The organism is Caballeronia sp. EK (genome assembly GCF_014384845.1).
In the GTDB taxonomy this organism is placed as follows: domain Bacteria; phylum Pseudomonadota; class Gammaproteobacteria; order Burkholderiales; family Burkholderiaceae; genus Caballeronia; species Caballeronia jiangsuensis.
The window spans coordinates 538,867-551,168 of the sequence record NZ_JACSUE010000007.1 but is presented as its reverse complement, the minus strand read 5'-3'; the positions used below and the strand labels follow the sequence as shown (position 1 = coordinate 551,168).

Below are 12,302 nucleotides of genomic sequence, written 5' to 3'. Positions count from 1 at the left end.
ATATGGATTATGCGATTGCTTGAGGTCAATCAGTAACTTAGGTTTTTAGCGAGAGCCAGCTTTTCGGAGCTGTCTTAAATGCGCATTTCTGAAACTTGAGCGAATCACTCAACGAAGCTGGACATAAGTGTTCGCGTGGCACGTCAGAGTGTTTGTCGCGAGGGGTAGGCGAGGTATCGAGCGTCAGCCCGTGAACGCCCGCCATATTGCAGCGTACGCTGCCTACGACTGATATTGCTGCGTTTAGTCAGTGACATGCCAAGCCCGGCTTTGTCTTCCTTGAAGCCGTTCAGCGCTGATCGAGAGCGAAGATGCGTTCTAAGCGGCGGCCCGCGCACGAATCGAAGCCAGCACCGTCACCAACTTACGGACTCAAACGCCTGAGGCAAATAGCAGGAGCTGGCCGACTACAGCCTATTCACAATCTGTCTCCCGGAAACTCCACGACGACCCATAAAAAAGCCGCTCCAAAGAGCGGCTCTCAACACTGCAATCAACCACCCTCAATCATCAAGCAACGACAAATCCCGCACCGCGCCCTTATCCGCCGACATCACCAGCTTCGCATAAGCCTTCAACGCCGCCGACACCTTCCGCGGACGCTGCTTCGCCGGCTTCCAGCCCTTCGCGTTCTGTTCCTCGCGACGGAGCGCGAGTTCATCGTCGGAGAGCAGCACGTCGATCGTGCGATTCGGAATGTCGATGCGGATCTTGTCGCCGTCGCGCACGAGCCCGATCGCGCCGCCCGCTGCCGCTTCGGGCGAGCAATGACCGATCGACAGCCCCGACGTGCCGCCCGAGAAGCGGCCATCCGTCAAGAGCGCGCACGCCTTGCCGAGACCCTTCGATTTGATGTAGCTCGTCGGATAAAGCATTTCCTGCATGCCCGGACCGCCCTTCGGACCTTCGTATCGGACGATGACGACATCGCCGGCCTTGACCTTGTCGTTGAGGATGTTCTCCACGGCTTCATCCTGCGATTCGGTGACGTGCGCCGTGCCTTCGAACACGAGAATGCTTTCATCGACGCCCGCGGTTTTCACCACGCAGCCGTCCAGCGCGATATTGCCTCGCAGCACCGCGAGACCGCCTTCCTTCGAGAACGCATGTTCGTTAGAACGGATGCAGCCTTCGGCGCGGTCCGTGTCGAGACTCGGCCAGCGCGTGTTCTGGCTGAACGCCGTTTGCGTCGGAACGCCGGCGGGACCTGCCATGTAGAAGGTCCTGACCGCTTCGTCCTCGGTGCGCTTGACGTCCCACTGATCGAGCGCATCTTTCAGCGTGGGCGCATGCACGGTCGGCACGTCGGTATGCAGCTTGCCCGCACGATCCAGCTCGCCCAGGATCGCCATGATGCCGCCCGCGCGATGCACGTCCTCGATGTGGTACTTGTTCGTGTTGGGCGCGACCTTGCACAGTTGCGGCACGGTGCGCGAAAGACGGTCGATATCCGTCATCGTGAAGTCGATCTCGGCTTCGCGCGCAATGGCCAGCAAGTGCAGGATGGTGTTGGTCGAGCCGCCCATCGCGATATCGAGCGTCATCGCGTTTTCGAAGGCCTTGAAGCCCACCGAGCGCGGCAGCACGCGCGCTTCTTCCTGCTCGTAGTAACGGCGCGCCAGTTCGACGATGCCGCGTCCCGCGCGCTTGAAGAGTTGCTCGCGGTCGGCGTGCGTCGCGACGACGGTGCCGTTGCCCGGCAAGGAGAGGCCGAGCGCTTCGGTGAGGCAGTTCATCGAGTTGGCCGTGAACATGCCCGAGCACGAGCCGCACGTCGGGCATGCGGAGCGTTCGACTTCCGCGACTTCCGCGTCGGAGTATGACGAGTCGGCGGCGATCACCATCGCGTCGACGAGATCGAGCTTCTTCAGTTCGATGGCCTTCGTCTTTGGATTCGCGAGGCGCGTCTTGCCCGCTTCCATCGGGCCGCCCGACACGAAGATCACGGGGATGTTCAGGCGCATCGCGGCCATCAGCATGCCCGGAGTGATCTTGTCGCAGTTCGAGATGCAGACCATCGCATCGGCGCAATGCGCGTTGACCATGTATTCGACCGAATCCGCGATGATGTCGCGGCTCGGCAGCGAATACAGCATGCCGTCGTGACCCATCGCGATACCGTCATCGACCGCGATGGTGTTGAATTCCTTCGCCACGCCGCCCGCGGCCTCGATCTCGCGCGCGACGAGCTGTCCCAGGTCTTTCAGGTGCACGTGGCCCGGCACGAACTGCGTGAACGAGTTGACGACGGCGATGATCGGCTTCGAAAAATCTTCGTCTTTCATGCCGGTGGCACGCCACAACGAGCGCGCGCCCGCCATGTTGCGGCCGGCGGTGGAGGTTTTGGAACGGTATGTGGGCATCGTGGTTGCTGTTGGAATATCGCTGAATGAAAGCGGGCCACGAGGGTAAAGGCCCTTGCGCGCCGGAGTCGGCGACCTTTTGGGTCGGGCGGGCGCGAATTTTGGGATTATCCCATACCTGCTTCGTCCAATTCGCTTCGCCTCGCCGCATCCACCAGCGCGCGAATCGCCCAGCGCTTCACCTTGCGCGTACGCGCGTCGTCGAGTTGCAGCACGTCCTTGCAGACCAGCATCGCCTCGGTGCCGATCACGAGCGCGAGCGCCTGAGTCAATGTGTCGATAGCCGCGGGCTTGAACTGATCGTGCGCGGGCTCCAGCGCCGCCTCGATCAACGGCGTGCGGCGATTCTGCCGTAACGGCACTTCCTCCGCGGCTTCGCCCTTCGCCACACGCTCCAGCGAATGCGCGAGCATCATGCGCAGCGGCACTTCGTTGGCGAGAATCATGTCGTGGAGCGCAGCATCGACACGCAGCAAGCGCGCGACCGGATCAGCCGACGCGCGCGCGGAAAAAAGCTTGTCAGCATCCGGCGTATCGACATCGAGCGATGCTTCCAGCAAGAGCGCGTCGACACTCGTGAAGTGCCGATACGCCGTCGCGCGCGACACCATCGCTTCAACCGCAACTTCCTCCAGGCTCGGCTTGTGCCCTTGCTTCATGAGCCGCGATGCCGCCAGCAGCAGATCCTTGCGCGTGCGCTGCTTCTGATTGCCGCGCGTGCTCGTTGACGGATCTGCCATGTCAGGCCTGCGGCAACTGGCCGATGATCGCCGCGAGATCCACCCACACGTTCTCACGCCTGATCTGTCCGCGCTCGCTGAATTCGACCACATGCAGCATGCGAAATTCGAGCGGACGCCCACGGCCTTCGAGCCCGAACGGTCTGCCCGGCGCCTTGCCGCGCCACAACGATTCGTCGATGACGAAGCCATCGCCATAAAGACGCCGCAGACACTCGACCCGGCTCTCCGACAGGTCAGCGAACAACGCTTCGTAGAAAGGCCGCGCACCCGCGCGTCCATGCGCGGGACCGGCGGGCCAGCCGACGACATCGTGTTCGACATCTTCCGTGAGCGTCGCGAGCACGCCTTCGACATCGTCGCGTCGCTCGAAGTTGAAATGCTCGTCGATCTTCCGGTCCATCTCCACAGGGGTCAGCGTCATGATTGCCTCCTTGCGCGGGTCATGCTTTCCGATTCATTCTAGTGAGACAACAGTCTCATTACAAGATCGAAATATCAGCGCCCACAGCTATGGTTAGCTATGCAATCACTTCACTTCGTGGCGAAATCACGGATAAAAAAATGGCGCAGCCTCTTTCGAGGCTGCGCCATTTCTTCGTTCGATCCGGATATCAGACAGCGCGGCGCACCATCAATTCCTTGATCTTGCCGATCGCCTTGGTCGGATTGAGCCCCTTGGGGCACACGTCGACGCAATTCATGATCGTATGGCAACGGAACAGACGGTACGGATCTTCCAGGTTGTCGAGGCGTTCGCCCGTCGCCTGATCGCGGCTGTCCGCGATGAAGCGATAGGCTTGCAGCAAGCCCGCCGGGCCCACGAACTTGTCCGGATTCCACCAGAAGCTCGGGCACGACGTCGAGCAGCTCGCGCACAGGATGCACTCGTAGAGTCCATCCAGTTCGTCGCGCTCCACCGGCGATTGCAGGCGTTCTTTCTCGGGCGGCGGCGTATCGTTGATCAGGTACGGCTTGATCGAATGATACTGGTTGAAGAACTGCGTGAAGTCGCAGATCAGATCGCGCACCACGGGCAGTCCCGGCAGCGGGCGCAGCACGATCTTCTGCGGCAGTTCATTCAGATTCGTCAGACACGCGAGCCCGTTCTTGCCGTTGATGTTCATCGCGTCCGAGCCGCACACGCCCTCGCGGCACGAGCGACGGAACGACAGCGTCTCATCCACTTCCTTGAGCTTCACCAGCGCATCGAGCAGCATGCGTTCATGCGTCAGATCGAGCTCGTACGACTGCATGCGCGGCGCCGCGTCCTTGTCCGGATCGTAGCGATAGACTTCAAAAATACGTTTTGCCATTTCGATTTCCTTGCGCTTTCCTTAGAAGGTACGCGCCTTCGGCGGCACCGATTCGACCGTCAGCGGCTTCATCTGGACCGGCTTGTAATCCAGCCGATCGCCCTCGCTGAACCACAGCGTGTGACGCATCCAGTTCTCGTCGTCGCGATGTTCGTAGTCGCTGTGCGCGTGCGCGCCGCGACTCTCTTTGCGCGCTTCGGCCGATACCATCGTCGCGCGCGCCACTTCGATCAGGTTCGCCAGTTCCAGCGCCTCGACCTTCGCCGTGTTGAACACCTTCGACTTGTCCTTCAGATGCACGTGCTTCACGCGCTCGGCCAGTTCCGCGATCTTGCCGACGCCTTCTTCGAGCAGCTTCGACGTGCGGAACACGCCCGCATGCGCCTGCATCGACGCGCGGATATCGTTGGCGATGTTCTGCGTGTACTCGCCCGAGGTGGATTTCTCCAGCACCGCGAGGCGTTCCATCGCGAAGTCGGCGGCATCGGCCGGCAGCGGCTTGTGCTCTTTCAGTTCCTTCGCGTGCTTGATGATGTGATTGCCCGCCGCGCGGCCGAACACAACCAGATCGAGCAGCGAGTTCGTGCCCAGACGGTTCGCGCCGTGCACCGAAACGCACGAGCATTCGCCCACCGCGTAGAAGCCGTTGACCGGATCGTCATAGCCCTTCGCGGTGCCCACGACCTGACCGTGCATGTTCGTCGGAATACCGCCCATCTGATAGTGGATGGTCGGCACCACCGGAATCGGCTCCTTGATGCAGTCGACATTGGCGAACTTCAGCGCGATCTCGCGAATCGACGGCAGACGCTTCATGATCGTCTCGGCGCCGATGTGCGACAGATCCAGCAGCACGTGATCCTTGTTCGGACCGACGCCGCGGCCTTCCTTGATCTCCTGGTCCATCGAGCGCGAGACGAAGTCGCGCGGCGCGAGGTCCTTCAGCGTCGGCGCGTAGCGCTCCATGAAACGATCGCCGTTGGAGTTGCGCAGAATGCCGCCTTCGCCGCGCACGCCTTCGGTGATCAGCACGCCCGCGCCCGCCACGCCCGTCGGGTGGAACTGCCAGAACTCCATGTCCTGCAGCGCGATGCCCGAGCGCGCGGCCATGCCGAGGCCGTCGCCCGTATTGATGAACGCATTCGTCGATGCCGCGAAGATGCGCCCCGCGCCGCCCGTGGCGAACAGCGTCGTCTTGCCTTCGAGGATATAGACCTCGCCCGTTTCCATTTCGAGCGCGGTCACGCCGAGCACATCGCCATCGGCGTCGCGGATCAGATCCAGCGCCATCCATTCGACGAAGAAATGCGTTTTGGCCGCGACGTTCTGTTGATACAGCGTGTGCAAGAGCGCGTGGCCGGTACGGTCGGCCGCAGCGCATGCGCGTTGCACCGGCTTCTCGCCATAGTTCGCGGTGTGGCCGCCGAACGGGCGCTGATAGATCGTGCCATCGGCGTTGCGGTCGAACGGCATGCCCATGTGTTCGAGCTCGTACACCGCGTTGGGCGCTTCGCGGCACATGAACTCGATCGCGTCCTGGTCGCCGAGCCAGTCGGAGCCCTTGATGGTGTCGTAGAAGTGATAGTGCCAGTTGTCTTCGCTCATGTTGCCGAGCGATGCGCCGATGCCGCCTTGCGCGGCCACCGTATGCGAGCGCGTCGGAAACACTTTGGACAGCACCGCCACCGACAAGCCCGCGCGCGCGAGTTGCAGCGATGCGCGCATGCCCGAGCCGCCCGCGCCGACGATGACCACGTCAAAGCGACGACGCGGCAGGGAAGTCTTGATTGCAGCCATGTTCTTTAAACTCTCCAGAGAATCTGTGCGGCGTAGCCGGCGCATCCGATCAGCCACAGGATGGTCAATACCTGCAAGAGCAGGCGCAAGCTCATCGGCTTGACGTAGTCCATCCAGATGTCGCGAATGCCGACCCACGCGTGGTAGAAGAGGCAAAGCAAGGCCACGAAAGTCGCGAGCTTCATCCACTGGGTCGCGAAAATGCCCGCCCAGCCTTCATAGGAGAAGTTGTGCGCGCCGAAGAACCAGAACAGCAGAATGACGGTATAGACGGCCATCACCACCGCGGTGATGCGTTGCGCGAGCCAGTCGCGCAGACCGTAGTGTGCGCCGACAACCAGGCGCTTGGGGCCGACTCGATTTTGCGTTGCCATGTTTAGAACACTCCGAAGATCTTGAGGGCCATCGCGAGCGTGAGCAACAGCGAAACGATCAGCACGATGAGGGCGGTCTGACGGCCGCCTTCCTTGTTCACCGCGACGTGGGTGTCGAGCAGCAGAAAGCGAATGCCCGCGCAGAAGTGATGCAGATACGCCCACGACAGCACGAGCGTGACGATCTTGACGATGGGGTTGGCGAGAAAGCCCTTGAACGCGTCGAACGAGATCTCCGACGTGAGGCTCTGATCGAGCAGGTACAGGATGAACGGCAGACACACGAAGAGCAAGAGCCCGCTCACACGATGCAGGATGGAGACCTTCCCTGCCAGCGGCAAGCGATACTTCGCGAGCTGGCCGATTCCGATGTTCCGGTATTCCGGCCTTGGTTTTTTCAATGCTTCAGCCACGTTAGACCCCTTCCCAATCTGATTGACGATTCGCGCGTCGTCGATGCACGACACGGGCGCGACTCGTCCAGCCTGATCCGCCTCGAAAAGCGCCCGGCGATGTCGTTGGGGATAAGTTTTTTGCCCGCGCACTGCGCGATAGCGGTATTTTGTCGCGCGATTGATATACTGTCCAATATCTATCTCGTCTTTCTGAAATATCTTTGACAGATATCGCATGGAACTGCGCCACATTCGCTACTTTCTGGCCGTCGCCGAGGAGCGCAACGTAACGCGCGCGGCGGAACGGCTCGGCATCGGCCAGCCGCCGCTTAGCCAGCAGATTCACGCTCTGGAGGACGAACTCGGCGTGCGGCTCTTCCGGCGCACCGGGCATGGCGTCGTGCTGACCGAAGCGGGAGAGGCGTTCGCTGTCGATGCCAAGCGCCTCATGAACGACGCGCGTCTCGCCGTTGAAAAGGCGCAGAGCGCGGGGCGCGGCGAGATCGGGCAACTCAATATCGGCTTCACCGGGTCGGCGGCGTTCAATCCGGTCGTGTCGAAACTCATCCGCTCGTATCGGCAGGCTTATCCGAACGTCACGCTCACACTGACCGAGGGCAACACCGCGCAATTGCTCGCCCATCTCGACGCCGGCCGTGTCGATGTCGCGTTCGTTCGGCTCGGCAGCCAGTCGCCTGCGGGCGTGCAGATCAATCACATCGCGATCGAGCCGATGAAAATCGTGCTGCCCGCCACGCACAAGCTCGCGAAGAAACGCAAGGTGCCGCTCGCGGCGCTGGCGGAAGATCCCTTCGTGATGCTGCCCCGCGAAGCGAGCCCGACCCTGCACGACGTCATCATCGGCGCGTGCCGTGAAGCGGGATTCGAGCCAGTCGCCGGGCAGCAGGCGCCGCAGCTTTCATCAGTCGTGAATCTGGTCGCGGCGGAATTCGGTGTGTCGCTGGTGCCGGCTTCCGTGTGTCAGATTCAGGTCGATGGCGTCGCCTACACCGATGCCCTCGGCAGCGCGATCACGATTCGTCTCGCACTGGCCTCGCGCATCGACGCGACGGCCGCCAAGACCGCCAACTTCCTCGATATCGCGCGCCACATCGTTACGTCATCGGCGTGACATTGTCATCAGAACAAGCGCGCATTGCATTCGACGCGTTTTCGTCCAACACTTCAGTTCGCAAGAAGAGCGTCAAGAAGGCCCAATCCTTGGATCGAGGAGCAAGGTCATGCGCGAAGAAATGAAGCATCCGCTGCAATGCACGCCCGAGTGCCGCCGGGGTTTCCTCAGATCAGTGGCATCCGCAGGTATCGTCGGGCTTGCGGGTCCATCGCTTCTCATGACCTCGGCCCACGCCGATGCGTTGACGCACGCGCAGCGCGACAGCATGACGCCCGAGCAGATCATCGACCTGATGAAACGTGGCAACGAGCGGTTTCAGAAAGGCGAGCGCAAGCCGCGCAATTATCTGCGTGAACAGAAGGCGAGCGCGAAGGGCCAGTATCCCGCGGCCGTGCTGCTCAGTTGCATCGACTCGCGCGCGCCCGCGGAAGTCATCATGGATCTGGGTATCGGGGATATCTTCAATTGCCGTATCGCGGGCAATATCGAAAACGACGACATTCTCGGCAGCATGGAATTCGCGTGCAAGCTGATGGGCGCGAAAGTCGTGCTCGTGATGGGGCACACGTCGTGCGGCGCGATCAAGGGCGCGATAGCGAATGCCGAACTCGGCCATCTCACCGGTTTGCTCGCGCGCATCAAGCCCGCCGTCGATGCAACGCAGTATGACGGCGAACGGTCGGCGACCAACTACACGTTCGTCGATAAAGTGGCGCGCAAGAACGTCGAACTGACCATCGCGCAGATTCGCCGCGACAGCACAGTGCTGAGCGAGATGGAAAGCCAGCACGGCATCAAGATCGCCGGCTCGATGTACAACCTAAGCACGGGCGCGGTGGAGTTTTTCGGCTCCTAAGCTTCGACGCGCTCGCGAACGCCATCCTCTTGCTTCGCGACGCCGCGCTTAGCCGTCCAGTACTCCGTGCGCACGCCGATATCGTCGGATACGAACGGCCCGCGGCGCGTCGACCGGTAGTTCGCCAGCGCCTTGTACACGAGGCGTTGCCCGATCAGCAGAATCGGCACGTTGAGCAGCACCATCACGATATTCATCAGATCCGACAGCGCCCAGAGGTTCGGCAACTCGAGGCCGGCGAGCACCGTGAGCGCGCCGAATGGCACGAACACGAGCGAGCCGACGACGCGAATACCGGTAATGAAGCCGCGACTGCGCGAGATGAAGTTCGCCGATATCTCCGCGAACGAGATCATGCCGAGCAAGGTGGTGAACGCGAAGAGGCCATAACATACGCACATCACGATCTTGACGATGTGCGCGACCCCAACGGGCACGAGCGTTTCGACGGATGCGAGATAGACCGTGATCTTCGACGCCCTCACCGATTCCCACGCCTGCCCGTCGACGGTGCCGGTCCAGACATGCGCCATCACGACGATGAAGCCGGTCATCGTGCAGATGACCATCGTGTCGAAGAACACGCCGAGACTTTGCACGAAGCCCTGTTCGCACGGGTGATCGTTGTCGGCGATCGCGGCGGCCATCGTGATGGTGCCCTGCCCCGCCTCGTTCGACATCAGCCCGCGCTTGACGCCCTGCGCGAGCGCGGTGCCGATTGCGCCACCGAAGAGCGCATGCGGTGCGAATGCGCCGACGATCACCTCATGAAAGAAGTACGGAATCAGCGGCAGATTGATGAGGATGATGACCAGGGACATCAGGCAGAACAGCGTTGCCTTGATCGGCACGAGCACATCGGTATAGGCGGTCACGCGACGAATGCCGCCCATGATGATGAACGAGCACGCCGCGATCAACACGGCGGCGATGACGTAATACACCGTCGACTGACGTGCGAGATGCGTACCGGTCACGGTATCGGCAATAGTGCCGATCGCGGTGAACACGTTGAACGTTTGCGGCGGCACGTTGAAAAGCGCATAGACGATGAACACGAGCGACAAGAACGTGCCGACGATGCGCCTGTCGCCGAGAATGCGCCGTCCATAGAACGGCAGGCCGCCGACGAACTCGTCGTGCTTCTTCTCCTTGAAGAGCTGCGCGAGCGTCGATTCCATGAACGCGGTGGCCATGCCGAAGAATGCGGCGACCCACATCCAGAACAATGCGCCCGGCCCGCCGACGGAAATCGCGCCCGTGATGCCGACGATATTGCCCGGCCCCGCGCGCATCGCGAGCCCGAGCATGAACGATGCGAGCGCGCTGACGCCGGTCTTCGACGACTGTCTGCGCAACATGATGCGCACGATCTTGCCGACGTTCATCGTCTGAATGAAGCGCGTGCGAATCGTGAAATGGATGCCCACGCCGACGAGCAGGAGAATCGCGAACGGGAATTGCCCGAGCACGGGAATGCTTGAATATGCCTTGAAATTAGTGGGGAAATCCCACAAGAAATCCGATACGGGTGCAATGAAGGCAAACAATGCATTCACGGACTGAAAGAGACTTTCCACGCGAGGCGTTCCGAATGTTGATAAACCGGCGTCGTTCGAAGCTGGCCGACGTGCCTGCGTCGGCACGTAATCTTTTGAGGCAGCGATTATACGGCCAGCGATCGACCTCTCTCTGTTGATGGCTATTGGCGAAGCTGAAGAAGTGGCGCGTTCGTGCGGGACAGTTAGTTGCGGCGCGTCGTCATGCCTATCTAATTCTTTTCTCGCACAATCGGGTGCACAACGTGTCAGGAGAACGGGATGACCGAACGACTCGCGAAACTTTTCGCCGTGGCCTCGATGGCCCTGCTGGCATCGCTCGTCAGCTTCGGCAATCTGACGGACTATGGCAGCAACCTGCAATTCGTCGAGCACGTCTTGCGGATGGACACGACGTTCCCCGGCAATGCCAACATGTATCGCGCGATCACGTCACCGATGCTTCAGCATCTCGGCTATGACCTGATCATCCTTCTCGAGACCGTGACCGCGCTGCTCTGCTGGGTGGGCGTCATCGCGATGTGTCGCGCGATGCGGCAAGAGAATGCCGTGTTCGCGCGAGCCAAGCGCTGGGCAATCGCGGGACTCACGCTCGGCTATCTCACCTGGCAGGTCTGTTTCATGTCGATCGGCGGCGAATGGTTCGGCATGTGGCAGTCGCAGCAATGGAACGGCACGGAGAGCGCGTTTCGCTTCTTCATGACCTTCCTCGTGATATTGATCTTCGTGACGCGCGCAGAAACGCATCCACCCTTTTTGAGAACAACCGCATGAACACCAACGATGCAACCAGCGCGATTCAGGTGCGCGATATCGGCAGCTTTCACGTCGGCGGGAAGATGGTCACGCTGTCGGGCATGAGTCCGCGCTCGCGCGTAAGCACGGCGCACGGCGCCGTTCATCCGGTCGATCCCAACGGCGAAGTGATCGTCGGTCAGATGTATGTGCAGTACGTGAGGCTCGCATCGGCGCGCTCCCCTCATCCGCTGTTGCTCTGGCATGGCGGCGGCATGAGCGGCGTGAACTGGGAGACGACGCCCGATGGACGCCCCGGCTGGCAGATGTACTTTCTGCGCGCGGGCTTCGATGTCTATGTGTCCGATGCCGTCGAACGTGGCCGCGCATCGTGGGCGCCCTATCCCGACGTGTATCCCGAGGCGCCCTACTTCCGTACGGCGCGCGAGGCATGGGAAGAAACGTTTCGGTTCGGCCCGGCCGGTTCGTGGCACGCGCAGGCGCAATCGCGCCGGCCTCATGCGGGCATGCGCTTCGATGTATCGAAGATGGAAGCCTTCATGAATCAGTTCGTGCCGCGCTGGTCGACGAACGACACGCTTACGCAACATGCATACGACGCGTTGATCGAACGCCTGCGGGGCAGCATCGTGCTCACGCACAGTCAGGGCGGCAACTTCGGTCTGCGCGCCGCGCTGAATGCGCCCGAGCGCGTGACGGCGGTCATCTCGCTCGAACCTTCAGGCGCGCCCGACCCCTCGCAATATGATCCGCGTATCCTGCGCGGCGTGCCGCATCTGTTCGTCTGGGGCGACTATCTGGAGCGGCATCCGTTCTGGGTCGAGTCCGTGCCGAAGGTGCGGCGATGGCACGATGCGCTCGCCGCGGCTGGCGTCGATACGGAATGGATCGATCTTCCCGCGCGCGGCATCGAGGGAAACAGTCACGCGCTGATGGCCGATGACAACAGCGATGACATCGCGGGCATCGTGCTCGAATGGATGCGGGCGCGGCGGCTCATCGACTGATTCA

Annotated in this window: 12 protein-coding genes; 4 read left to right on the top strand and 8 right to left on the bottom strand. The window is 61.5% G+C overall.

The window, feature by feature from the left end; all coding sequences use genetic code 11:
• Positions 1–503 precede the first annotated feature (503 nt).
• From ilvD to sdhC, 7 genes are all read right to left on the bottom strand, one after another.
• Complete coding sequence (gene ilvD / locus IAG25_RS23920) at positions 504–2,363, bottom strand: dihydroxy-acid dehydratase (RefSeq protein WP_187607042.1); 1,860 nt, start codon at positions 2,361–2,363, stop codon at positions 504–506.
• A 107-nt stretch (positions 2,364–2,470) separates the two neighbouring features.
• A complete protein-coding gene (locus IAG25_RS23915) occupies positions 2,471–3,103 on the bottom strand; it encodes a TetR/AcrR family transcriptional regulator (protein WP_187607041.1) in 633 nt (210 codons plus the stop codon).
• 1 nt (position 3,104) lies between these two features.
• Positions 3,105–3,527, bottom strand: coding sequence for a nuclear transport factor 2 family protein (locus IAG25_RS23910; protein WP_187607040.1), 423 nt, complete (start codon positions 3,525–3,527; stop codon positions 3,105–3,107).
• A 190-nt stretch (positions 3,528–3,717) separates the two neighbouring features.
• Positions 3,718–4,419 (bottom strand): succinate dehydrogenase iron-sulfur subunit, encoded by a 702-nt coding sequence (locus tag IAG25_RS23905; protein ID WP_008354056.1) that lies wholly within the window; start codon positions 4,417–4,419, stop codon positions 3,718–3,720.
• Between the two features lie 21 nt (positions 4,420–4,440).
• Positions 4,441–6,216, bottom strand: a complete 1,776-nt coding sequence (gene sdhA / locus IAG25_RS23900) for a succinate dehydrogenase flavoprotein subunit (protein ID WP_187607039.1) — start codon at positions 6,214–6,216, stop codon at positions 4,441–4,443.
• Positions 6,217–6,221: 5 nt separating this feature from the next.
• The gene (gene sdhD, locus IAG25_RS23895) at positions 6,222–6,590 is read right to left on the bottom strand and encodes a succinate dehydrogenase, hydrophobic membrane anchor protein (RefSeq protein ID WP_187605503.1); all 369 of its coding nucleotides are present in this window, start codon (positions 6,588–6,590) and stop codon (positions 6,222–6,224) included.
• A 2-nt stretch (positions 6,591–6,592) separates the two neighbouring features.
• A complete protein-coding gene (gene sdhC, locus IAG25_RS23890; protein ID WP_035500390.1) occupies positions 6,593–7,003 on the bottom strand; it encodes a succinate dehydrogenase, cytochrome b556 subunit in 411 nt (136 codons plus the stop codon).
• Between the two features lie 217 nt (positions 7,004–7,220).
• Between sdhC and IAG25_RS23885 the strand changes: the two genes are divergently transcribed.
• Entirely contained in the window at positions 7,221–8,117 is an 897-nt protein-coding gene (locus IAG25_RS23885) for a LysR family transcriptional regulator (RefSeq protein WP_187607038.1), read from the top strand.
• A gap of 109 nt (positions 8,118–8,226) precedes the next feature.
• Positions 8,227–8,976: a carbonic anhydrase family protein gene (locus IAG25_RS23880; RefSeq protein ID WP_187607037.1), complete on the top strand. Its 750-nt coding sequence runs from the start codon at positions 8,227–8,229 to the stop codon at positions 8,974–8,976.
• Here the strand turns inward: IAG25_RS23880 and IAG25_RS23875 are convergent.
• On the bottom strand, positions 8,973–10,556 hold the full coding sequence (locus IAG25_RS23875; RefSeq protein ID WP_187607036.1) for an alanine/glycine:cation symporter family protein: 1,584 nt from the start codon (positions 10,554–10,556) through the stop codon (positions 8,973–8,975). The genes IAG25_RS23880 and IAG25_RS23875 overlap by 4 nt on opposite strands.
• Before the next feature lie 240 nt (positions 10,557–10,796).
• Here IAG25_RS23875 and IAG25_RS23870 point away from each other — a divergent pair, with 240 nt between their 5' ends.
• Both IAG25_RS23870 and IAG25_RS23865 read left to right on the top strand, forming a co-directional pair.
• Positions 10,797–11,309 (top strand): DUF2165 family protein, encoded by a 513-nt coding sequence (locus IAG25_RS23870; protein WP_187607035.1) that lies wholly within the window; start codon positions 10,797–10,799, stop codon positions 11,307–11,309.
• Positions 11,306–12,298 (top strand): alpha/beta fold hydrolase, encoded by a 993-nt coding sequence (locus IAG25_RS23865; RefSeq protein WP_187607034.1) that lies wholly within the window; start codon positions 11,306–11,308, stop codon positions 12,296–12,298. The genes IAG25_RS23870 and IAG25_RS23865 overlap by 4 nt, the downstream gene beginning before the upstream one ends.
• Positions 12,299–12,302 lie beyond the last annotated feature (4 nt).